Origin of the sequence: Sulfidibacter corallicola (assembly GCF_017498545.1) — a bacterium.
Classification (GTDB): domain Bacteria; phylum Acidobacteriota; class Holophagae; order Acanthopleuribacterales; family Acanthopleuribacteraceae; genus Sulfidibacter; species Sulfidibacter corallicola.
In genome coordinates this window covers 183,214-205,908 of sequence record NZ_CP071793.1, presented here as the reverse complement: position 1 = coordinate 205,908, position 22,695 = coordinate 183,214, and the positions used below count along the sequence as shown (strand labels likewise).

Below are 22,695 nucleotides of genomic sequence, written 5' to 3'. Positions count from 1 at the left end.
ACTACCTTTTTGGTTCGCGACGAGCTAGGCTGGGACCATCGCTCCCCATCGCCGCCAACCCTTGACGGAGGTCGCGCATGACATCAACGGTCCTCATCGTCGACGACATGCCCGATGTGCGCATGAGCGCCGACTACGCCTTGAGCGACCAGGGATTCGCCATACTGGAAGCCGAATCCCCGCAGCAGGCGCTCGCGTTGTTGACGGAACACGAGATCGACGTGGTTTTGTTCGACATGAACTACACCCGTGACACCACTTCCGGCGAGGAAGGGCTCGCTTTTCTCGAAAAAATGCAATCCATGAACGACACCTTTGCCTGTGTCGCCATGACTGCCTGGTCCAGTGTGGACCTGGCGATTCAGGCCATCAAGAAGGGCGCGAGCGATTTCATCGAAAAACCTTGGGACAACCAACGATTGTTGCAAATCGTCACCCAGCAAACGCAGCTCATCCAACTGAGACGCCAGAACCGGGCCCTGCGCCAACAATGCAATGCGTTCGAAGCGCATAACCTGCTTTGGCGATCTCGACCCATGCTCAAGCTGAAGGCGCACCTCGAGCGTTTGGCCACCACCGACGCGACCATTTTGCTGACGGGCGAGAACGGCTGTGGGAAATCGAGCATTGCGAAGGTGATCCACCAGCTTTCCGGTCGAAGGGACGCCAGCTTCGTGACCGTCAACATGGGCGCGATACCGGAATCTCTTTTCGAGAGCGAAATGTTCGGTCATCGGAGAGGCGCCTTCACCGACGCGCGGGAAAACCGAATCGGTCGATTTGAAATGGCAACGGGTGGAACCCTCTTTCTCGACGAGATCGCGAACATCCCCTTGGCGCAACAGGCCAAACTCCTGCGGGTCCTGGAGTCCCGGGAATACGAACCCGTCGGCTCGAGCAGAACCCAGAAGGCGAATGCCAGAATCGTTTGCGCCACCAACGCCAACTTCGAAGAGCTCCTGTCACAGGGCACCTTTCGAACCGATTTGTATTACCGGCTGAACACCATCGAATTGCGCATTCCACCGCTACGCGAACGTCGAGACGACATCATGCCGCTCGCCTATCACTTCGCCGAAACACACGCGACGCGCTATCAGCGACCGAAAGTCACCTTTTCGCCCGAAGCGGAAAAGACCCTGCTGGAATACGAATGGCCAGGAAACATTCGAGAACTCAGTCACACCGTCGAGCGCGCCATCCTGCTCACCCACAACGCTGTCGTCGAAAGCCACGACCTGCATTTGCGTTTCCCGAAATCTCAAACCCACCAACTCCCCTTGATGACCTTGGATGAAGCCGAACATGTGCTGATTACCAAAGCACTGGACGAAACGGGTGGCGTGGTGGCCGAAGCGGCCCAAATCCTGGGTATCAGCAAGAGTGCGATGTACCGTCGCATGGAAAAATTCGGCATCAAGGCCTGAGATGCGTCACTCCCTGGAAGCTCGGATTCGCTGGCTATTCGCCTTGGTGTGCGGCCTTGTGCTGGGGCTCCTGGTGTGGGTGATGGTGCTTCTCGAGGCATCCACGCTCATGACGACGACCGTCGTCGTCATCGTGTTCCTTCCGGTCATCCTCTCGTTCGATCACGTTTATCGCCGCTTGTTCGGGTTGCTCAACCAAGTGAGTACGGCGATCGAGACCCTGAGAGCCGAAGATTACAGCCTCCGCCTGCACCACTCGTTCGACAGCGGCATTGCCCGTGATATCCAGGGCGAACTCTCGCAATTGGCCGAAGCGCTTCAAACGCGGAAACACTTGTACGACCAAAGTTCGTTTCTGGTGTTTCGCCTCATCGAACAGCTCGATTCCCCGATCGCCGTTTTCGATCAGAACCTCAAGCTCATCCACGCGAATGCCGCTTTTTCCCAATTCATCAGGCAGCCGTGGGAAAGCCAACGCCGAATGCACTGCCAGCATTTTGGATTGGGTCCCTCGGAAAAGGCGGGCTGGACCCTCGATCCACATCCCCACCCGCAGGGATGGCAAACGCGTTCCAGCCTTTTCGTGAAAGACGGGCAAACCCATCATCTGGTCGTCCTGATCAATATCGAAAAGGAACTCCGAACCAAACAACTCGAGGCGTGGCGTCAGATCATGCGGGTGTTGAGCCACGAAATACGAAACTCGCTCACCCCCATCAAGTCCCTCGCTCAGTCCATGCAGGGCAAGGTGCAAGGGGATGAACGCATGCACAAAGCGCTGGGCGTCATCATCGATCGCAGTGTCTCGTTGCAAGAGTTCGTGGGACGGTATGGGTCCCTGAACGAACAAAAGCAACTCCAACTCGCCTGGTTCGAACCGTCCAGAATGTTCGCGGCGATCGAGGCAATGTTTCCCGGCATCACCTGGCAGGTCGCCCCGGGCGTCAAGGAGATCTGGGCGGACCCCGTCCTGATCGAGCAAGTCATGCTGAACCTCGTCAAAAACGGGTGGGAGGCCCAGAGTGAGGATCCGGAGGTTACTATTTCTTTAAAGCGAATGTCTTCGAATATCATGATTGACATACTGGACAATGGGACGGGAATCACGTCACCGGACAACTTGTTCATTCCTTTTTACACCACGAAACGCGATGGCAAAGGCATCGGCCTCTGCTTGTGCCAAAACATCGTCGAACAGCATCAGGGCACCCTGCATCTTACGAACAGGGACGATCGCCGCGGCGCCAAAGCCACGATCATGTTGCCCCAGCCACCAGGGAAATCCATGGCATGAAGGTGGTTTTCCAATCCGTTCAAGCGTGACTGCGGTTTTTGTTTTTACCACGAAGTCGCCACCCAGGCCGGGAGCCGGGTTTCAGGTGGATAACTTATCGAAGCGAATCGCTTGGGAGTTCCCGCATTTGTGAGAGGGGCGTCGTGCAGGGCCGGTATGGCACGGCCGGTATGGCACGGTAGGTGCGACCGCTGGTCGCACATTCCGAAACTCCTGTTTTTATTGGAGCTTCGCTCTTTGGCGTTCTGAATTTGCGCAGCCCTGGTCACTTCGGGGTGTCGGCCGGGGGCCAGCTTACCGCCCCTGACCAACTTACTGCCGCGCCGACCCTCGCAGCATGCGGGAACTCCTCGCATGGATTACTTCGACCAGTTCATCCGGCGGGCTTCCCGCCCCTGATGCCCCTACCGGGCACGACGAATCTCTCGGCTTTCGGGCACTCCAAGCAAGTTTGTTACATAAGAACCGCGAACCAGCGGGCATACCCGCTCGATTTCGGGAAAGAAACGACACGAAGCGAGCCGATTCGGAGAGCCCGCACGTGCAATAGAGGTGTAAAGCCTGTAGGTTGAGCACGGCCGGTATGGCAGCTTGCTCAACCTATCGAAGCGACTTGGTAGAGATATTTTGCGCCATCGAGAGATCGGTGGCCCGACTTATCTGCTTCGCTCTTCTACGACTCGATCTTTCGAAGCGCGGATCGCTTCGATGTGTCGGGCCAGCGGCCCAACCTACTGGCACGACGAATCTCTCGGCTTTCGGGCACTCCAAGCAAGTTTGTTACATAAGAGCCGCGAACCAGCGGGCATACCCGCTCGATTTCGGGAAAGAAACGACACGAAGCGAGCCGCTTCGGAGAGCCCGCATGCACGCAAGCAACGTAAAGCCTGTAGGTTCACCAGCCTGGTGAACCAATCGAAGCGACCCAAGCAACAGCAATCAATTGAGCCAAAGAGCGAAGCCCGAAATCCCCCTGGCGAACCCAACCCGAAGCCGCCAAGCCCAAAGTCCCCGCATCGCGAGAGGGGTGCCTGGCCTGTAGGTTGGCCCGCTGGGCCGACACTTCGAAGCGACCCAAGCAACTACAGTGAGTTACACCAAAGAGCGAAGCTGTTTTGCTCCCATATCGAACACCAACAAGGCCGCAAAGCCCAAAGTCCCCGCATCGCGAGAAGGGTGCCAGGCCTGTAGGTTCACCAGCTTGGTGAACCAATCGAAGCGACGGCTGAATCGGCTGATCTCCGGGCCCAAGGGCGAAGCTACCAAACCACCCGCGCAGGCCATCCCGAGAATCCCACCTTCCCGAGCACGGCACCAGCCAAAACCCAATCGAAGCCACCCGCGAAGCCCGGATCTCTCTGGAACTGACCGTTAGCGGGCATACCGCCCCCGATGCACCCACCCGACCGCACCACCCCGCACGACGAATCTCTCGGTTTCCGGGAACCGCGACCCACCCCCCATGTTAGGATGACCTCCATATTCGGGGAGTGCCTATCTGATGGTCGATGTGGAGCGTGACCAACTTCCTCCGGACGCCGAAACCGTTGCCGTGCCTGCCTTTCGGCGCCACAGCGGCAGCGGGCGCAAGGTGCTGGATACCGAGCCCTTCGTTTTTCGGGCCGGCGAAACCGTAGCGATCACCGGCCCATCGGGATCCGGAAAGTCCCTGTTCCTGAAGTGTCTCTTCGGTTGGGCCGGTGGTACCGAGCCCGAGGCCGCCTTCGCGCCGTCCAGCGGCGCCTGCCTCCTGATCCAGGATCCCGCCGGCGGCCTGACCCCGGCGCTCACCATCGGCGCCCACTTCCGCGAGGTCATGCCCGGACGCGGCACTGCCGCCCGCGCGCTGGAGCTGCTCGGCGAACTGGGCCTCACCGGCGAAGATCTCCTGCAGCGCTTCCCCGCCTCCTTTTCCGGCGGCGAGCGCCAACGCATCATGCTGGCCCTGGTGTTGGCGCGCCAGCCACGGTGGCTGTTCTGTGACGAACCCGCGGCCTCGCTGGATGCCGAATCCGAGCGACGGCTGTTCGCCCTGCTGCGCTCGCGCCTTCTCTCCAAGGGCTGCACGCTGGTGTTCGTCACCCATCAATTGGATCTGATTCGCGCCTACGCCGATCGGGTTCTGGTCTTCCACCGCGGCAGGCACCTGTTCGAGGGCGCCTCGGTCGATTTCTTCGAATCGGCGCGGCACCCTTACCACCGTGCCTTGCTGGCGGCCGCGAACCGGTTGGGCGGCATGGTGCCGGTTCCCAACTGGGAAGATCGCGCCATGATCGCGCGGGACGCCGCCCCTCGGATGGAAGCCGCCGAAACGCCGGAACGCGACCCCGCGGTACCGCTCGCCTCCGATGATGCCGGCACGGCCGAAGTGGCGTCCGACGCTGGGTCCGAATCAGGCGGCGAGGTGGACGACCTGGTGCTGCGCGGTCGCGGCCTTGGTCTGGCCTATGGATCGCGATGGTTGTTCCGCGACTTGGATCTGGACTTCCATCCTGGCCAGTGGACTTGGCTGATGGGCCCTTCCGGTTGCGGCAAGACCTCGCTGGCCCGCATGTTGGCCGGCTTGCCCGTACGCGGCACCTGTCACGGGACCTTATCGTTGTCCCACCAAGCGATCTCCTTCGATTGGCGACGTCGTGCGGAGGCCCAATTGCGCGCCGTCCAGTTGCTCGTCCAACACGGCGATGCCGCCTTCAATCCGGCCGTACCGGTCGCCCAGCAACTGGCTTGGGCGTTCGATTCCCAAACGAAGCCCGCCGTTCCCGAGTGGACCTGCACGGCCTTGCTGGCGCGATTGGGCCTGGCCGATTTGGATCTGGCCCAACCGCCGTCGGCGTTCTCCATGGGGGAACGCCAGCGGTTGCAGCTCTGCCGGGCGTTCGCCATGCGTCCGCGCCTGCTGATCGGGGACGAGCTGCTGGCGGCGCTGGACATCGAGGCCCGGTTCGAGCTGTTGGCCCTGTTGACCGAGTACCAGCAGGCTTTCCAGGCCGCGGTACTGTTGATCACCCACGATCGCGAGTTGTGTGCGGCCCATCCGGGTCGCGTTCTTCAATTTTGAAAACCCGTTTCGACCGCAGGGAAGAGGATCGAGGTCATGGGTGTTCGGCCTCGGAAGTTTTGGATAGTAGGTCTTCGGCTTTTTCCAGTAAACGGGCCATGCGTTTAAAAAGTGGGTCGTAGGTCGATTTGTTCGCTAAATCGACGCCATTTTTCTTCAGAAGGGGGTATCCATAATCGGATTGCCCCGCTTTCAGCAGGTGGATATAGCTTTCGGCCGCATTCGTTTCACCGTGGTGCATCCGCTCGGCAAAAGCGGTCGCTCCCGCGATGCTCGTCGCATACTTGTAGATATAATAGCTCTTGTACATGATTTGAATGCGCATGGCCCACTCTATCGCATACTTTGGGTCGACCTGCATGACATCGACGTGGTGTCCATAGTAATCCCTGAGAAGATTTAGGTAGACTTCATTCATCTCGTCTCCCGTCAAGGGCGTATTTGACGAGACTGCGTCGATCGCCTTTTTTTCGAATTCGGTGGTCATGACGGTACGGAAAAAAGATCCGTGAATCGTGCCGAGCGCCTTCATAAGATAGTAGAGCTGATTTTGGGGATCATCGTCGGTTGCCAGCATGTAGTTTTCGACCATGATTTCGTTGGTGGTCGAAGCGAGCTCGGCAACATAGGTCGTCGCTTCGAAACTATCATAACCATTGTTCGCTTTCGCGAGTTCGAAATGAACGGCGTGTCCCCATTCATGGGCGAACTCCCCAACGCCGGCGAAGGTGTGATCGAAATTTAACATGACGTAGGGGTGAACGTCATAAACGGGCACGACAAAAGCACCACGATCCTTGTGTTCCGCAGGATAGGCATGCATCCAGTCGTTTTGGAACCCGTGCTCCAGTATGTCGATGTATTCCTTCCCGAACGGTGCCAGCGCCGAGGAGGTAATCCGCTTGGCATCCTCGATGGTGAATCGCTTTTGAGAAGTGATGGACGGAAGTCGCAAATCGCCATAGCTCGGATCTCGACGGCCCATGATCCGACCGCGCACCGACAGATAGCGATGGAGGAGATCCAAGTTCTCCCTGGCTACCTGAACCAGAGTGTCGGTAACCTCATTCGGGATTTGCGCCGAAGCGTTGACGTGTTCCAGGACGCCCGGGTACCGCCGAGAACGACTCAAAAAGACATGGCCCTTGAGCCGGGTGTTGTAGATTTCCCCGATTGCGTTCCCCATTTGGTGCCAGGCGGTTAAATAGGCTTCTGACAGTAGCTTACGATCTTCCGCGTTGTCGATGCGCTTCGACCGGGCCCCTTTGTCGGCCAACAGGACCTCACCGGAGGAGAGCGTGACTTCCTTCCACAGCATCCCGGAAGAAACCAGGCGATCGTAGTTCAGAAAAGTACCCCATAGGGTTTCGTGTGCCGCCGAAAGCACGGCCTCGGCGTCGGCATCGAGGGTGTGGTCCATGTAGTCCAGAATGTCCCGCAAGGTTTTTTGGTGATCCTTCAGGAGGGGATCCTGCACCAGCCTGCGGAGGTGATCGGCGCCCAACGCGGCCAGTTCCGGCTTCAGGAACGCGGTCGTGTTCTGGAACGTCGTGACCAGTTTGTCTGCACGATGCAGGCGGTCTTGCGCTGCGCGGTCGTTTAAATGAACGCTTTGCTGCAAATAGGCATAGGTTTGAAGGCGATTCGTTTCCTTTTGTATCGCCGCAATCCGATCAAGTGTTTTTTTGAGTGATGTATTGTCGGACGTGATCGTGTTCTTGTATTTACCTAGATCCTCGATCGATTTCGTGAGGTGCTTGGCTTGCGCTTCCCAATGGGCCGCATCGCGAAAAAGTTCGCGAAGGTTCCAGTGCTCGTGAGGTCGTGCCGTTTGCGGGTGATCTTGACCGTGGAGTTGGATCGTCAACGAGAGCAGAAAAAGGACGAACGTACGCATCAAATAATACCTCTTGCCTGAGTTACGGCGATGGTGAATCGCGTTCATGACTCGGGAGTACAAGTGTGATGCCATGGCATAAGTTGTTGATAAATATCTATTTGTGTTTTGGGCGATACTTGCGTTTTGCGAATTTGGGAAACGAAATTCTCACAATCGAATCATGCCCGAGGTGCGCCACAGGGGCCGTGTTCCATCCCGACCAGCGGTGACTCTCTTGAACCAAAGTGGTGTGTTCAACCTGAGCTGGGTCTTGCCGTCGTCAAATCTTGATCAGGAAGGCAGAAATGATGGAAACCAGGAAAGCCAGGACCATGATGTGACACCAAATGCCGATCCTTTCCTGGCTTCCGATGTTGTCGGGAACCTGCTAATTTTTCGGATGAACGAGCCATGGCCCTTCGCCAGAAACCAGGTGGTTTGTTTCTTTCTCGAAATCGAACTGGCTATGCCCGCTGGGCCGACACTTCGAAGCGATCCAAGGAGAAATATCAATTTCTCAAGGCGCTTCAAATAGCTTGATTTATATAGGTTATGATGGGTGACGATATGGCATTTATTTGAGGTCTTACCTTGGTCTCGTGACATGCTTTCAACTTTTTTCCTACTAAAAACCGAGTATCAAGAATTTGATTCAATCGGGTCCAAGGGTTGGAGTCCAATTCTGGAGCCTTTTTCCGACTACTCAGCGCGGTTCATTCTCCTTGCTGAAGCTTTCTTTTTCCACTTCCACTTTTTGGCTTTGAGACGGGAGGATTGGGTCTGATCTTCCTGGGCCCATTCTTCGGCATCGCCCAACAACTCATCGAACTTCTCGAAGGTTTTGAGATGTCGGTGCGCAATGTGCCCGTAGATTTGCAACATGGCCGTACTCGACCAACCGATGATGCGTTGGACCTGATCTACGTCTCCGCCGGTGATATCGAGCAGAACCGTCGTTGCCAAATGGCGAACCGAGTGCATGGAGAACTCGGCCACACCCGCTCTTTTGATGGCGCTATCCAGAGCCCACCCAATGGATTTGTACGGCCGAAGCGATTGCTTGCTGACAAATACCAGACCCATGGGATTCAAGTCCCCGGGCCCTCGTAACTCTGCCAATGGTTTGAGATCAGGTAGTGTTTCCTTGATGGGGCACTTGCTCTGGTTTTGTTTCTGCACCTTGTGATGCAAGGCGGCCCTGCACCGCTGGTACCATGCGACCCTCCTTTTGTGGTTGGGGGCCTTCGGATCGGCAATGTCGTTGTAGAATCTTTGCAACCAGGCGTTCTGCTGCTTGATGTGAGCCTCGAATGCCGCTTCGACTTTGCGGAGCATCGGGACCTGGATGTTCTCTTTGTTGGTCTTGGTCGAGCGTACCGTGATCACCGTCTTCATTACCCGTTTTCCGTCCTGCAAGACTTCGCGCTTGGCAATTCGATCCAGGGTGAGCCGAAAGATATCGCCCTTTCGTGCGCCAGTGTTGAGAGCAAGCAGCAAAAGCGCACGATGTTGTGGCAGGGCATCCACTACCTTTAGAAAATCTTGGAGCGTGATATTCAAAGGACGATGACTGAATGTCGCGATGGGTGTGTACTGGGGCATGACCTTGATCAACCCGAGACGATGGGCCTCTCGGATGAGCCATAACAACTCTCCGCAATAGGCATTCACCGTGATGGGTTGGATGGTTGGACAGGTCGCGTCCCCGTCATCGCTCCGACAGAGCTTGCCGTTGGGTCTTGTCAGTAACCATGCCTGGTAGGCGATGATGTCGCGATCCTTGATGGTGCGGACCTTTCGTGTTGACCCAAAATATTCATGGATAGTTCGCCACCACCGCTGAACTCGGTTCCACGTGGGGAGGATTTCCTTTTTGGGTTGGGCGATCTCCATGATCTGCGCCAAGGTGGGGTCGGCTGTCTCGGCGGCCTCGACTCCCTTGCGCGATTCGACCCGCTTCTCTTCCAGCCAATTGCGTGCATCCGTCACGGTCTTGAAAGTCTTTTCCGGACGCTTGTAGCGCTTCCGGCCTTTGGCGTCGATGTAGGGCACGTTGGCCACCGCGATGAAACGCCTCCCATCGGAGTGCAGGTAGACACCTTCGAATTGGCGCTCGAGCTGTTTCTCCTGTTCTTGGGAAAATCGTCGTCCTTTGGCCCGCTCCTTCATTAAGTAATGGTCGATGTATCGTTTTCCTTTTTTTGCCATGTATCTAGCTCCTTTCATTCACATCGATTCGAGTTCTCAAGTCAGAAACCGCTCTCAGGCCTGGCCCGATGTCTGCCGTTTGGCTCTGAGACTGGCACGGTAGCTCTTGAGCTGAAGGACGTCGCACAGTTGGTATAACCAGTGGGGTCTGGCAGCGTGTGGGTTCTTGGGGATGCCTTCGATCAACGCGTCCTTGCGGTAGTGGTGCATCATCTCGGGGCTGACCCCCAACATGGCCGCGGCCTCCTTGTGGGTGACGAGTTGACCGTTGAGCCGCGTGAACATCCGCTCCGCCCAAGTGCTGAGTTCCTTCACGGAGAGATTGAGGTTGTGTTTTTTGGCAAAGCTGGACAACTCCTGAAAAATCAACTCGCTGGGTTTTTGAACCGTCATCTCGAAACCTCCGATGAGCACCCCTTGGGGTCTTTGGATGTGGCTGTCACTTTGAGAACTTGGAACATCCGAATGAACAAAGAGTGGATCCATGAAGGCCTCCTCGGTGGTGGTTCGATGGGTGCGCGGAGGCGCACGAACCCCGGGCGGGCAAGTGCCCAGCGACGGAGGAGCAGCTTGCCGGTCCGGGGTTCGTGTGCCACATTGCGCCCTGCGAGCCCCACGAGGAGCCATTTGGATCAGCCGGCTTTTCTGGCCAGGTAGAACAGAGTGCCAAGTGTCACTCGGTCTCGGCCATTCGAGTTGAACGAGCGCCATTTTCTTGCGAGCGCGCGAGCGTCGAATTTGGGAGACTGTACTGACCATTCACGCCACAACTTCAGCCCTTCGTCGGAACCACGATAGGCTTGATGCAGGGCCATGCCGACGGTCAACCAGGTTTGGTAGTCGTCCGCGTAGGTGCTTGGCAGGCTTTGTAGAGCCTCGGAAATGAGACGATCTTGATGTTGGCGGCGCTCGGTCGTCCATCCCAACGGCTTGGGGTTACGATTGAAATGGGGCCGCAGGTTCTTGTTTCGATCTTGACGCCATTGATCCCATGCCCGTTTGACCGCATGGCACAAGTAGGGATTGGGTTCGTTGGCGTGGATGTGCTTTGGAACCCATGTGACGTTGCCTGCGGACCATTGGCACATATCGGTGACGGTGCTTTGGGCGAGGTCCTGCCAGGTGATGGGGATCTTGCGCATGCCGTTCGGGCGCCGTTTCCACGAGACGCGCCACAACCGTCCTCGCCCTTCACTGTACACGGCCGGATCGCAGATCTCTCCCAAGCCCAACTCTTTGGTGAGATACCGATACAGGGTGGGCAATTTCCGATGCTGGAACCCTTCGAGACCAAACCAGTTCGCGGGGATGATGAGGTGAAAGCCCTTGCCGCCACTGAACCACAACCGAAACGCGCGCGGATCGATCCCGGATCTTTGGCGCAATCGATCAAGGGCACGGTGTAACGCCATTCTCAAGATCTCGGGCTGGTCCTCACTATCGAAATCGGCGTAAAACGGGCCTCTGAACGGGACGGATAGGGACTGCTCGCTAGGCTTGCGGCCGTGATCGCGATGGTGTTGCTGCCAAGTGCGGTATGCGTCGACCGTGGTGCAGAGTTCCAGAACGCTGACAAAATCACATTCGGCGTCCGAGGCTTGGTCCAGATTCGGGAAGGGTAACCAGGGGCCAGGTCGCCACTCATCCTTATGTCGGTACCAGTGCTGTCCAAATCGCATGAACCCTCCTTGCTTCATCATGGAGATGGCGTCGCTCACGGGCGGAACCCTCGCGGCTCGCGGGGCCCTGTCAAGCCGCCAGGCTTGACCGGACTCGCAGCCGCGATAGGTTGGCGCCCCAAGCGACGCGATCGTGATGATGGGTGGCTTCGCTCACAGACGGCGAAGGTGTTTCAGACGCGTCTTTCGTGTACGGATGCGCTGGGAATTGCCGGTCTTTACCCAGGTCTTGGGTTTTGACACGGCGGGGAGGGTTTCTGGTTCCTCGAGGGGCACCTCTCGATGGATCTCGATCAATCCGGCGGTAGCCAATACGGAGAGGTCGGGAAGCTGGTCGCTCAGAAAGGGGTAGGGTCGCTTGGTACCCGTCGCCGCAATCCAGCGATCTCCTCCTTCCGTTTTGGCTCGCTCCATCGCTTCCACAACCAAACGGAGCCCTTCCGAACACGTCAACGACCGATCGAACAACAGTGGGCATTGGAGGAAACCCAGGGACCACGAAACGGTTTTTGTGGCCCCCAGTGCCGTTCGGAATGGGTGCCGCAAGGCGGACATGGCCCTTCCGGCAAAGGGGATCCCATTTGAGGTTTGTGGCCATCGCGCGATGATCAGGAACGCATGACATCCCCAGCGAATCAAGAGGTCGTAGCGCCCGCACAGGAGGGACAGGCGTTTCGCTGCCGCGCCCATGATCTGATCCCCGTCTTGGTCATTCCGGGTATCGAGCCCATGTGCTTCCGCGAGACAGAAGACCAAGGGCCCTTGATCATCCTCGCCGAGTCGGGGATGGATCGGCGCCCAACATGTGTGAATGTATGTCTGGTTCAGTAAACCCGTGATTGAATCGGTATGGGTTTCCCGACACATTTCGCGCACCAGCTTGGCATTCAGGATGTGCGTCACCAGTTGCCAGGCCATACGTTCGGAAGGAAAGGTGGCCATGGAGCCTCGCACATGCAGCGCCAAGTCGCGGCGTGCGCTTGGCGAGGGCTCCACGACCCACAGGAAGCCGCCTCGGTCGTTTAGCGTTTGCGACCATGCCTGTAATTTGGTGATGGCGGTACCACAGACCCGATCGAGCTCCTTCGCATGGAGGAGGATGTTGCATTGGCGCACGCGGGATAGGTGGCGGAATACGCGATCCAGTTGGGGTTGGCTTCCCGGATCCAGAGACCCGACCACGGAGACGACGGTCGCGCCACGTTTGGTTTCAACTCGAATAGAACTCATACTTCCTCCTCGTTCTCGGGTGCCCCCTCGATGGCAACATGGCCATGAAACGGAATCCAAAGGACCCGCGGTGTTTGGCCAGCTTGTTGAAAGACCGCACATCCCTTGGGCAGGCGTTGGAACCACTCGCCCGTGATCCAAGGCCCGCGTGCTGTTTGCAGCGATTCACCGCGGGAAACCTGGAGGTTGCCGCGCAGCATGTCGGCGCCGTCCTCATAGCCTTCCGCAGATCGGTTGAGATTGACGGTTCGGGTCTGGTATTCGTACTCTGGGAGTTCCTTGATCCATTTAGCGACCTCCTCGTCTGGGATCGCGAATGTGATTTGGCTGCCCACCACGCTGAGATAGGTTTGAGCGCGGTCATTGCCCGCCGCAGAGCGAACGGCCTCTTTGGATTGGGTGAACACCCAACTAGAATGGCCAAACTCACGCCAGGTCTTGGTGGCGTAAATGTCGTCGAAGTCTTTGCGTGGAGAAATGATCAAAAAATTGTCGCCTTCGTCTTGGAACACGACCTTGCGGTGCCGAGTATCGGGATTGGATACCTGCCAGGTGTCTTTGTTGTCCTCGAACCAAAGGAGATAGGCGTATTTCAGGGCGGTAGCCGCGACCAGCCCGGCTCGACTGGTCCCCGTCGGCGGGACGATGACCATCGTTCGCGGCTGGGCCATGAGCGACCAATCTGCGAATTGCGACGCCTGTACCTCGCCTGGCGCACAGCCGGGCACGAAGTCGTCGAGCTGGGCATCGTAGACCCAACGCACCGGGGACAGTGGATCGTCGAATTCGAGGAGGTAGCTGGCGACGTCCGACACAGCAATCTGATCGGCCTTGACGTTGCTGCCCGCCGCCGCCTCTGCCCGCAGGGTCGTTAGCACCTTCTGAATGGTGGGGCCCAGCCGAGCGACCTTTTGGGTTGCGAGACTGTGGCGGTAGGCCTCGCCGAGAAGCTGCATCGTCCGGTCAAACCAAAACGATTCCCGTGCCTGATAGCCTGCGGCCGTCATGCCTTTTCGAATACCCGCTTCGAATTGGCCCCAATGGCTGAAGGTGTTCAGCAAGCACACGCCCTTCATGACGTGAACGCGCCAACCCGAAGCGCGGGCCAGCCTGGCCATCTCGCGTGCATCTTCGGTTTTTAGCGAGAAATAGAGGATGCTACTCAATGAATCGGCAAACAGTTGATTCAAGACGAGGCGGCCGATGCGTTTGGTCTTGCCGGTTCCTTGAATACCGTAGACATGGGTTGCACGATAGGTGGCCTCGTTTTCGAGGAACACGGGTTCTTTGGTGAGGGCGTCAAATGCAATGCAAATGCTATTACGATCTCGGTAACGCACGCGGAATGGAGGTCGCACCCGCCCGTTGGGAAAACCGGTTCCCTGGCATGGTGGACACATGGTTTGGCTCTCTGTTTCTGGAGAGGCAACCTTTCCGGTTCCTCCGCACGCCGTGCAGTTGGCCCGTGCCTCCTGCGCCAGAAACGCCTTTACGTTTTTTTCGCATCGCCGGAACTCTTCCTCCCGGAATACGTTCCCCCACTGGGCACGTGGATTTCGACGCAATCGCCGTTTTTGCCACACGGATTCGGCTTGTAACGTGACGAGCCCACAAAGGGCGACATCGAAGGCCAAGCGCGGACCTCCCAGATTGGGTGGCACCCAGAAGCACGGCCAAAGATACCGATGATAGAGCCATGCCCCCGCGACCCAGACGATCATCCAACATGCAAGGCGGATCATGCGCGAGCCTTGCGGTTTTGGAGGGTGATGTCATCGATATCGAGCCCGATGATGGGATCGCGGACGCGGGGATCGAGCACATAGGAGAGTGTTGTGTGGTCGGCCATTTTGAAACCGAGGTCTGGAGGTAAGGGTTCCATTTGGGTCGCGGGTAGAATCCACCGAGACGTGATCCCCTCTTTGGCCATCGCCTCCCGTTGCTGGAGGATTTGGCGCTGAAGTTGGGCCCAGGTTTGGTTGGCGTATCGATAGGTCCAGGCAATGAACAGGTTTCCCATCTGAATCGCGCTATTGGGAAAGGGCATGCGCAGCCAACGTGCTTCAGCTTCCGCCAAGGTCGCCGCGTGCGTCCCTTTTAAACAGGTCAGGCTGATGGCCATGCCGATTTGACACCAGGCAATGGCTTCGCGGGCAATCACGGACCGGGGATGGTCAGTCGCCGTCCAAAACGTGTACGGCCGGGTGGGCGAAACCCCATAGAGAAACCGACGATCCACTGGAAACCGATGGGAAGGGAACGCGTTTCGGGTCAAGCATTGGTACAGCGCGGAGGCCACCACACCTTGTTCACGCAGTAGGCGGATGTGCCATCCTTTCACCGTTTTAATCACACAACCTCCTTGGTGTGTTTTTCACCTCACTCATGCAGCCCATCCCTTGGGAAACGCGCTCCAATGCAGGTGCGGGACGGGTTTGAGGCGGGACGCGGGTGCTTTGCGCTTGCCCACGGGTGGCAACAGGTAGTTCCATCGCTTCAGGCTCTTGAGCCGAATTCGGGCTGCAACCTGGTTCAGGGCGCGTCGTTCCATCCAGGTCATGTCCTCCTGCATCTGGCCAATGGCCCAGTCGATGCGGATGAGCTCCTGATGGACGTCGTTGTAGCGAGTGGTCCAATACTCGATGCGGCTTTCGAAAAATTCCTGAATGGGCCCTTCGCGGATGGATTTGAGTTTGGCCGCCAGGCTGTCCATTTCCAGGGAAGACGATACGGCGTACCGAATGGCACTCTGGATACTGGCCTGCTCGATGTCTTGAAGGAACAGGTTCTTCCAGTGTGCAGCCAACTGTTTGTAGGTCCGAACGGCTCTGCGGTACTTGCCCAGCTCGCGACTGAGCCAGCGATACCGCATTTTCAAGACGAGGAAGGTCTCGTGGGTCATGGCTGGATCCCACTCGGGATCGTAGGGATTGAACAGCGCGTTCCAGATTTCGGAGTTCGTTTTGTAGGTGGCCTCGCCGTCGGAAGAGGTCACTCGAAAGCGCAGCCCGACTTGGGCCTGGCCATCATGGCTGGCAGATTGAGCCGGCCCCTCCCCGCGCTGCTGGCCGTCGTAGATCATGGCTTCGGCGTAGTCGCTCGCCGTACGGTTGAGCAGCACGCGGAACCCATCGACGGTTTCGAGGGCGACGAGTTCGCCGACGTCTCGCTTGAGTTGGTCGACGTCGATGGCGCGGGCATAGTAGTAGGCCTGAGCCGTTTTCTTGAGCAGAATGATTTGTTTCTGGTACTCCATGTAGAACTCGCGAATATTGGCGAGGAGCATGCCTGCAAGGGGAATCAAGTCGAATCCCAGGAAATCGGCCCTCAACGGCATGGCGACGAACCATGCCAGTACGAGGTACCAAACCACCAAGGTCCGGGTACCGCGTGAGGCCACACGGGTGTGCACCCATGCAACGGGTTTCTCGATGGCCATGCCCAGCAACGCGAATGGGCCGAGCAGCCCGGCCACATGGGGGGTTGGTGGTGACGGGTGGGTCATGTTGCCTCCTTCGTCAGGTCGGTTTGGACGAGGTTGGTTGTGTGGCCGGGGTGAGGGATCCGGGGCTTTTGAGGGGCATGGTGGTCGCGGCAGCACCGGCGGCCTGAGTCGCGGTCGTGGCCGCAGACATGGGGCCACCCATCGCAAGCGGTGCGGCGCGACCCGCCACTTTGGCGGCAGCGTTGGCAGCGGTCAGGTACATGCTGGAGACGAAGCCGGCGAGGGTGCCGCCCTCGGCGCCAAGGACCAGGAAGGCCACCATCGGTGCGATCAGGGCCATCAAAGCACCGGCCGAGCCCAAGCCCAGAATCAGCGGCAAAGAATAGTCCATGTTGGCGTGGGTGGTGGTGACAACCTCCCAATAGCTAGCAGTAAACACCGAATCGAGTGGCGGTCCCGCGATGCCGGAGGTGTGATAGAGGTTGAGCAAATAGCCATCAATGATGGAGAAGGGCAACGCCACGAACAGCATCGCCAAGGGTTTGGCCAAGGCAAACGCCACCAAGAACTTAATCAATGGCATCAACCGACCGTACCCATCAAACAGGTAGGCAATGGGGAGCAGGAACAGCACCGCCGCGAACAACAGGGGGAACGCGTAGGCGATAAGGTTGATCCACAACGCTACGACCGCCAGGATGAAAAGACCCACGATGTAGGTGATGGCGGTGTAGGGTGAGGCCAACATCGCCAGAAAGATCGTGAACGCCGATTGAGCGGCATCGTAGGCGACCTTTGCGGCACCGACGGCATTTTTAACGCCACGGACAATACCGCCTTCATCGTCTTCGGTTTCCTCAATGGTTTGTCCGGCGCGAAATGCCAGGGCTTCAGCGTCCTCGTAGCCAGTGACTTCATAGGTGATCAGGGTTTGGAGCCAGTCCGTGCGCGCACCGAACCAGCTTTCGGCGTGCTCGTTGGCGGTGACCTCGTGGTACTCGCTGTTGTGGGCCAAATCGTGAGGTAGGCCCAGTGCGCTGATGAGGATCACGAGGGTGAGGTAGTCGGAACCGTCGGCCAACACCACTTTGGTGAACGCGGCCGCCGGGGTGACAAGCTGTCCATCTTCCACATCGATCATTTGGTTGAGATACGGCACCTGACCAACCGGCACTACGACCATGGCGCACATGACCCCACCCATAATGACGTTGAGTAGGGCCCGGTTTTTCAGAGCGGGTTTGGATTCAAGCGGCGCGAATAGGTGGGTTTTGAGAAAGCGAATGCACCAAATGGCCACACCGACCGCGAAGAGACTGAGCCAGTAGCCCACGCCGAGCCACTGAATAAGAGTCGCGTTGACGTCGAGGATGGATTCGGCGGAGTTGAAGACGCTGTAGTCATTCACGAATAGACTCCAGCCGGTTCTCCCACTCTTGGAACAGGCGATCCCCTCCGGAACGGATCTCCTGCTCCATGGCCAACAGTTCCAGGAACTCGCGCCAGAGGCGGTTGCGGTCCACGGGATCACCGCTGCATTTGCAGTGTTCCAGGCCCTGAAAGAGTTCCCGGATCTTGGCATTGACCTGACTCTGGATTTGGCGTTCCTGATCGGCTTGGGCCATGACACGCTGGGTCCAATGGAGTTGCCACCAGTAAGCGTCGAGGTCGCGACCCGCCTGAATGGAGAAAACGATCCCGACCAAACTGGTCACGGCCAAAACACCGATGATGACGCGTTGAATGTAAAGAGTTTGTGGCACATAGCCTCCTTGGCCCGCCCTATTGGGAAGGGACGGGAGAAAAAGGGGCGGGGCCCCGGAATGGGAACCCGCGCCCGGTTCAAGCTTTAGCGGTAGTAGATGAGATCAAGCAGTGGATCAAGGACGCCGGTTCCCAGGAAGGCGAGGAACACGAACAAGCCGAAGCAGGTGTACAGGATGGGCATGAAGTATCGACGCGGTAGGTCGACGATCGTCCAGGCCGCGCGGAACCAGGGGTTTTGGAGATCACGGGCAAGCATTTCCCGCTGTGCGAGAGTGGGTTCGCGCTCGATCCAGTCACGAATGGCTTGGAACATGGGGACTCCTAATAAAAGAGGTTGAGGTGACGCCAAAGGGCATCGAGGTCAAAGGCGATCAGGTGGTGTTGGATGCGGATGATGATGCCCTGTTCGGTGTTGGCTGCGTGCTTGCCGACCGGGAGTGAGAGCCGTTTGGCGACTTTGGGCCATTCACGGCGGGCCTGTACCGCCCAGGGGGTTGGAGGGGCATCGCAGACTTGGGGAAGGTCTTCGATGAGCTGGAGATAGGGTGGCAATCGGCCCTGTTCCAAAAGGAACTCGAAGTGGGCAAGCCCAGCGGGTGGCTTTGGCTTGGTATCACCTTCCTTCCCCGATTCTTGGTGTTGCGGCTTCCAGCGATCGATCGCTCGCGGGCCGCGGTCACGCGAAGGGGATCGTGGCCGGTCAGACACCGAAGGCATGGGGCCTACCTGCTCGGTCAAAGGGATTTATGATGCAGCCACCGTGCTTACGGCATGCAGTGGCGGGATAGTCACTGGGTTTTCGTGGATCTTTGTGGTCTCCGCTGTTGCGGCCCATGGTGAGGCGAGGTCCACCGGGCTTGCGAGGGTCCTTGTGGTTCCCGCTGTTGCGGCCCATGGCGAGGCGAGGTCCACCGGGTTTGCGGGGATCTTTGTGGTTCCCGCTGTTGCGGCCCATGGCGAGGCGAGGTCCACCGGGTTTGCGGGGGTCCTTGTGGTTCCCGCTGTTGCGGCCCATGGCGAGGCGAGGTCCACCGGGTTTGCGGGGGTCCTTGTGGTTCCCGCTGTTGCGGCCCATGGCAAGGCGAGGTCCACCGGGCTTACGCGGGTCCTTATGGTTCCCGGCGTCGCGTCGTTTTGCGACCAACCATTCGAGATCCGACACCCACGCTTCCGAAACCGGCTCTGCGACCACCGGCATGCGTGCTTGCACCTCCGGCAAGTAGGGTTGCTGCTCCGCAAACGTTATCCACGAGCCGAATACCATGCGCACGAAGGGGATGACGAGAATGAACGCAAAGCCCGCAATCGCCGAGATCACGCCTTGCTTCATCAGGTCCTGCCGCCCGATCCAGAACCCGCCAATGCCGAAAATGGCCCCGGTCGAGCCGGCGGCACCGCCCAGGGTGTAGCAGATGTATTTGATCCACAGCCAGAGGTAGCGGGCGATTGGGTTGGGTTGCGCGCCTTGAATGAACTGGAAGGGGTTGTCGAGCACGGTTGGGGGTTCCAAGAAAACCAACCAGACATGCCAGTTGAATGCAAACAGGCTCAAAAACATCGTCCAGAGCCACGCCCTGCGCATGTCCAGGGCATTGCGATACCAGGCGAATCCCGTAGCCACGGTGGTGAGTAGCAACAGGGATCCGGCAGGTTGAAACAGGTGTTCAATCACGTTTGGAATAGAGTCCTCCTTTTGCTTGCGTTGTGAGCAATGGATGGGGCCGAGTACAGAGCGCACCGGTCCCAGTGCGACCAGGTGATTCGGTCGTCAGGCGGATGGACGGTTTGCGGGATGGGAGACGGCAGCAGTGTTGCTACCGCCAGGTGAGGTAGATGGTCCAGTAGGTGTCTGGGTTCTCGATGTCGGGCCAGCCCCATTGAGGCCAACCCGAGGCACGTTGGGTATCGTCGTAGCGATCGACCAGATCCGTTGTGGTCACGATCGCTTTGGTCTGCTCCCCTTGCGCGACCAGCTCCGCATCGAGGTTGTCCAGATACGGAATGATCTCGTTGGGATGGTTGAACGCGACCTCGTACTGTTCCGACTCCCAGGGTGGGCGCCAGTCGACGTCGAACCAAACCGCAACTTCGTGGGTGAACCCCCGATCGGGTTTGCCCAGGATGGTTTCCCCGACCCAGGCGGGGAACATCTCGCGCAACGTCGTGAGCTGATCGGCGTCGGCCAGATCGTAGAGGTACAGCACATGGTCAGGATCCACGTTCCGGCTTGCAAACCTGGCGAATCCGGCCAGTGGGGAGTCCGGGAACGACTCACCGAGTTGCATGAGCTCTGCCTCCAGTTGGGCCAGCCGTGCCCGTGCCTCTCGGGTGGCCCGTTGCGCATAATCGTCCGTATCTAAGAGCTGAGTGTGTCGGTCAGCACCGAGCAGTTCGGGATCGAACCCGGCTTCCTCGTCCAAGGCGGTCGGAGCCCGAGCTACCTCGAAGTCGGCCATCGTGCGGTCTCGCTGCTTATCGGTTGGGTTGGCTGCCGTGAAGGAAAGCAGCGGCATGCCCGAACCGGGCCAGGGGTTCCACCGTCGCTGGGTGATCAGGTGGAACAGGTCGAATGGAAAGTCGCCGCAGGGGGTGAAGGGGAAATCCGGTGCGGTGGTCCAGATCGAGTTTGACCCCTCGTAATAGCCTGCATCGATGCCCTGAAGTGCCCGCATCTCGATGCACGGGGTGCCCGCCACCTGGACGTGCTGTGCGGGTACGTAGAAATCGGTCAACTGGGGCACGTCGCGCCAACCTGGTTTGGCCCGACGGATTTGGTAGGTGCCGTCGCGCACCGCCCACGTAAAGGTATACAAGGATTTGTCACGAATGCAGGGGATTTCGATCAGTGGATCGGGGTGGCAATCCTCCTCACGGAAATGGATCAGATCGACCCGTTGGTGGACACCACCCAACGGGTCGGTCTCCATCTCGATGAAAAACCCATGCCCCCAAATGCGCTGGACGAAACCCCGATACACCACACCTACATCCCCGTCGACACCGTGTCGCTCATCGGTCCAAGCCGCCACACCAGGGTCGTAGACCAGACGCTGGTAGAGGATGGTGATGTAGCTCGGAATGAGAAACGGGTGAGCCATGGGAACGCCGGGTCCGTCGCACAGGGCGTCGCCGCCATAGAACCCCATCGCACTCCCTTCGGGAATGGCCACATCGGGAAGGCCGCCGTCGCCGCGTTTGGGAAGACTCCGCTCTGGGACTGAGCGACGAACCGCAGCAGCACGCAGATCGTGGAGCGACCATTGTCCCGTGAGATAGGCTCGCATCCATTCGGCCTCAGCGCCCTTCTGTTGCCAGAGCACCTGAAGCACGTGCGCGTCATCCCAGGGGGCCGGCGACTTGACTTGAAGCCACCAGAAAAGCAGAAATAGTCCCATCAGTTCAGCTCCTGGAGATACCCGGGGTCCGACAAGAATGCCTCCAACGAAGGGGCCTTGCCCTTGGCCGAAGTCGCCAATCGACGCATATAGGCACCGAGCGCTTTTTCTCGCGCTTCGGGTTCAGGCATGCTGCCCGAACCCGGAAACGACAAGGCCGTTTCGGCTGTACCGGTCAGGGCTTCGTCCACCGAGGCTGCACCGAGGAACACCAAGCGGAAGCGGGTGCCACGTGGCAGGAAGACGGTGCGTGGCAGGCCCTCATCGCCGATCTCACCGGCCAGGTCGTCGAGAATGGAGGTCCCTGATTCCGTTGCGATGACTGAGGCCAAGCTGTCATCGGATGCCGCATGCAGGGGAAGCACCCCAAGCGCGGTTCGGTAGAGGCGCAAGCCGAGGTGACGCGCCACATGAATTTTGGTGCGGCCAATGAGGCCTTCGGCGCCGTCCTCACGGAAGGCGGCGAACCGACCATAGATCTCGTGCCCATCGGGGTCGACGATGCGGGTGCCCTCCAATCCGATGCGGGCCGCGTCGGTTGCCTTGGTCACGCGTAGGAGCGTCAACCCCAACGACCGGTTGGTCAACGGGTCGAACACCTGCGCGATGGCATGGGTGACGCCCTCCGTCGCCACCACATCCGAGAGCAGACGCGCCGGTAGACTTTGGCCAAAATGAAAGCGACTCGCCTCTTTTGGCGCGACCCAGCCGAACACCGGCGCTTTGGTCATTTTGGGTGCCACGCGTCTGGCAGGTTCCGCGACGGGATCGGTTCCCTCTGCCAAGGAAAAGAGGTCGGGGGTCGACGCTTCATAGCCTTCGATATCTACCTCGACCTCGTTGGGCTCGGCACCGTTGCGACGGGCAAGCTCGGCGATGGCCTCGTTCAATTCGGAAGGGGTCAAGACGGCCGGCGCTTCTTCGCGTGCAGCCAGCGTTGCCAAAGCTTGTTGCTTCAAGTCTTTCTCCTTGGGGAGTTGGGTCGCCCCTGGCTGTTCACGATGCGGACCGGGGTCAGAGGCGTCTTCGACCTGAACCGGCCGGTCGGCAGCGATGAGATTCGGCGGGATCAAATCGACAGGTTGTGCAGGCCGAACCGGTGAAGTCGGCAATCCGGGTCGCACGGGCAAGACCGTTTCGGGTTCGCCCACCGTGCTGACGGCGGGTTCCTGGATGGGCAACCGGTGGGGTGGCTTGAACGCGGCGTACAAGGCCGCCACCAGCAACAGCACGATCGCCACCAGCGCGATGAGCCGCCGGTCCCATGATTTGGTCTGAAAGGTCTGCATCCATTTCTTGATGGTGTTCAA

General features: G+C 58.6%; 19 protein-coding genes. 4 read left to right on the top strand and 15 right to left on the bottom strand.

Annotated elements, in window-relative coordinates:
- The first annotated feature begins 77 nt into the window (after window positions 1-77).
- From J3U87_RS00590 to J3U87_RS00580, 3 genes are all read left to right on the top strand, one after another.
- On the top strand, window positions 78-1,427 hold the full coding sequence (locus tag J3U87_RS00590) for a sigma-54-dependent transcriptional regulator (RefSeq protein WP_237381079.1): 1,350 nt from the start codon (window positions 78-80) through the stop codon (window positions 1,425-1,427).
- 1 nt (window position 1,428) lies between these two features.
- Window positions 1,429-2,721, top strand: coding sequence for a sensor histidine kinase (locus J3U87_RS00585; protein WP_237381078.1), 1,293 nt, complete (start codon window positions 1,429-1,431; stop codon window positions 2,719-2,721).
- A 1,501-nt stretch (window positions 2,722-4,222) separates the two neighbouring features.
- Window positions 4,223-5,782, top strand: a complete 1,560-nt coding sequence (locus J3U87_RS00580) for an ATP-binding cassette domain-containing protein (protein WP_237381077.1) — start codon at window positions 4,223-4,225, stop codon at window positions 5,780-5,782.
- Between the two features lie 34 nt (window positions 5,783-5,816).
- Here the strand turns inward: J3U87_RS00580 and J3U87_RS00575 are convergent, their stop codons facing one another.
- The gene (locus J3U87_RS00575) at window positions 5,817-7,727 is read right to left on the bottom strand and encodes a M3 family oligoendopeptidase (RefSeq protein WP_237381076.1); all 1,911 of its coding nucleotides are present in this window, start codon (window positions 7,725-7,727) and stop codon (window positions 5,817-5,819) included.
- A gap of 169 nt (window positions 7,728-7,896) precedes the next feature.
- Between J3U87_RS00575 and J3U87_RS00570 the strand changes: the two genes are divergently transcribed.
- Window positions 7,897-8,196, top strand: coding sequence for a hypothetical protein (locus tag J3U87_RS00570; RefSeq protein WP_237381075.1), 300 nt, complete (start codon window positions 7,897-7,899; stop codon window positions 8,194-8,196).
- A 164-nt stretch (window positions 8,197-8,360) separates the two neighbouring features.
- On the opposite strand, the gene J3U87_RS00565 is transcribed toward J3U87_RS00570, so the two are convergent.
- The 14 genes from J3U87_RS00565 to J3U87_RS00500 all read right to left on the bottom strand — a co-directional run bounded on the left by J3U87_RS00565 (window position 8,361) and on the right by J3U87_RS00500 (window position 22,695).
- Complete coding sequence (locus tag J3U87_RS00565; RefSeq protein ID WP_237381074.1) at window positions 8,361-9,869, bottom strand: tyrosine-type recombinase/integrase; 1,509 nt, start codon at window positions 9,867-9,869, stop codon at window positions 8,361-8,363.
- 54 nt (window positions 9,870-9,923) lie between these two features.
- Window positions 9,924-10,262, bottom strand: a complete 339-nt coding sequence (locus J3U87_RS00560) for a hypothetical protein (protein ID WP_237381073.1) — start codon at window positions 10,260-10,262, stop codon at window positions 9,924-9,926.
- A gap of 239 nt (window positions 10,263-10,501) precedes the next feature.
- On the bottom strand, window positions 10,502-11,548 hold the full coding sequence (locus J3U87_RS00555; RefSeq protein WP_237381072.1) for a PriCT-2 domain-containing protein: 1,047 nt from the start codon (window positions 11,546-11,548) through the stop codon (window positions 10,502-10,504).
- A 153-nt stretch (window positions 11,549-11,701) separates the two neighbouring features.
- The gene (locus J3U87_RS00550) at window positions 11,702-12,778 is read right to left on the bottom strand and encodes a GGDEF domain-containing protein (RefSeq protein ID WP_237381071.1); all 1,077 of its coding nucleotides are present in this window, start codon (window positions 12,776-12,778) and stop codon (window positions 11,702-11,704) included.
- Window positions 12,775-14,058 carry a type IV secretory system conjugative DNA transfer family protein gene (locus tag J3U87_RS00545; RefSeq protein WP_237381070.1) on the bottom strand — a complete coding sequence of 428 codons (1,284 nt, stop codon included), beginning with the start codon at window positions 14,056-14,058 and terminating at the stop codon, window positions 12,775-12,777. The genes J3U87_RS00550 and J3U87_RS00545 overlap by 4 nt, the downstream gene beginning before the upstream one ends.
- A gap of 458 nt (window positions 14,059-14,516) precedes the next feature.
- Window positions 14,517-15,131, bottom strand: a complete 615-nt coding sequence (locus J3U87_RS00540; RefSeq protein WP_237381069.1) for a hypothetical protein — start codon at window positions 15,129-15,131, stop codon at window positions 14,517-14,519.
- A 30-nt stretch (window positions 15,132-15,161) separates the two neighbouring features.
- A complete protein-coding gene (locus J3U87_RS00535; protein ID WP_237381068.1) occupies window positions 15,162-16,283 on the bottom strand; it encodes a hypothetical protein in 1,122 nt (373 codons plus the stop codon).
- Window positions 16,284-16,296: 13 nt separating this feature from the next.
- Window positions 16,297-17,631, bottom strand: a complete 1,335-nt coding sequence (locus J3U87_RS00530; RefSeq protein WP_237381067.1) for a hypothetical protein — start codon at window positions 17,629-17,631, stop codon at window positions 16,297-16,299.
- Complete coding sequence (locus J3U87_RS00525; RefSeq protein ID WP_237381066.1) at window positions 17,624-17,986, bottom strand: hypothetical protein; 363 nt, start codon at window positions 17,984-17,986, stop codon at window positions 17,624-17,626. The genes J3U87_RS00530 and J3U87_RS00525 overlap by 8 nt, the downstream gene beginning before the upstream one ends.
- Before the next feature lie 86 nt (window positions 17,987-18,072).
- Window positions 18,073-18,303 (bottom strand): hypothetical protein, encoded by a 231-nt coding sequence (locus J3U87_RS00520; RefSeq protein WP_237378285.1) that lies wholly within the window; start codon window positions 18,301-18,303, stop codon window positions 18,073-18,075.
- An 8-nt stretch (window positions 18,304-18,311) separates the two neighbouring features.
- Window positions 18,312-18,542: a hypothetical protein gene (locus J3U87_RS00515; RefSeq protein WP_237381065.1), complete on the bottom strand. Its 231-nt coding sequence runs from the start codon at window positions 18,540-18,542 to the stop codon at window positions 18,312-18,314.
- Between the two features lie 148 nt (window positions 18,543-18,690).
- Entirely contained in the window at window positions 18,691-19,662 is a 972-nt protein-coding gene (locus tag J3U87_RS00510; RefSeq protein WP_237381064.1) for a proline-rich domain-containing protein, read from the bottom strand.
- A gap of 142 nt (window positions 19,663-19,804) precedes the next feature.
- A complete protein-coding gene (locus tag J3U87_RS00505; RefSeq protein WP_237381063.1) occupies window positions 19,805-21,385 on the bottom strand; it encodes a hypothetical protein in 1,581 nt (526 codons plus the stop codon).
- Window positions 21,385-22,695: a hypothetical protein gene (locus tag J3U87_RS00500; RefSeq protein ID WP_237381062.1), complete on the bottom strand. Its 1,311-nt coding sequence runs from the start codon at window positions 22,693-22,695 to the stop codon at window positions 21,385-21,387. Before J3U87_RS00500 ends, J3U87_RS00505 begins: the two co-directional genes overlap by 1 nt.

What these genes read in the sequence shown, in the direction of transcription:
- J3U87_RS00590 (WP_237381079.1), top strand. Translation starts at nt 78, where the DNA reads ATGACATCAACGGTCCTCATCGTCGACGACATGCCCGATGTGCGCATG.
- J3U87_RS00585 (WP_237381078.1), top strand. Translation starts at nt 1,429, where the DNA reads ATGCGTCACTCCCTGGAAGCTCGGATTCGCTGGCTATTCGCCTTGGTG.
- J3U87_RS00580 (WP_237381077.1), top strand. Translation starts at nt 4,223, where the DNA reads ATGGTCGATGTGGAGCGTGACCAACTTCCTCCGGACGCCGAAACCGTT.
- J3U87_RS00575 (WP_237381076.1), bottom strand. Translation starts at nt 7,727, where the DNA reads ATGAACGCGATTCACCATCGCCGTAACTCAGGCAAGAGGTATTATTTG.
- J3U87_RS00565 (WP_237381074.1), bottom strand. Translation starts at nt 9,869, where the DNA reads ATGGCAAAAAAAGGAAAACGATACATCGACCATTACTTAATGAAGGAG.
- J3U87_RS00560 (WP_237381073.1), bottom strand. Translation starts at nt 10,262, where the DNA reads ATGACGGTTCAAAAACCCAGCGAGTTGATTTTTCAGGAGTTGTCCAGC.
- J3U87_RS00555 (WP_237381072.1), bottom strand. Translation starts at nt 11,548, where the DNA reads ATGCGATTTGGACAGCACTGGTACCGACATAAGGATGAGTGGCGACCT.
- J3U87_RS00550 (WP_237381071.1), bottom strand. Translation starts at nt 12,778, where the DNA reads ATGAGTTCTATTCGAGTTGAAACCAAACGTGGCGCGACCGTCGTCTCC.
- J3U87_RS00535 (WP_237381068.1), bottom strand. Translation starts at nt 16,283, where the DNA reads ATGACCCACCCGTCACCACCAACCCCCCATGTGGCCGGGCTGCTCGGC.
- J3U87_RS00520 (WP_237378285.1), bottom strand. Translation starts at nt 18,303, where the DNA reads ATGTTCCAAGCCATTCGTGACTGGATCGAGCGCGAACCCACTCTCGCA.
- J3U87_RS00505 (WP_237381063.1), bottom strand. Translation starts at nt 21,385, where the DNA reads ATGGGACTATTTCTGCTTTTCTGGTGGCTTCAAGTCAAGTCGCCGGCC.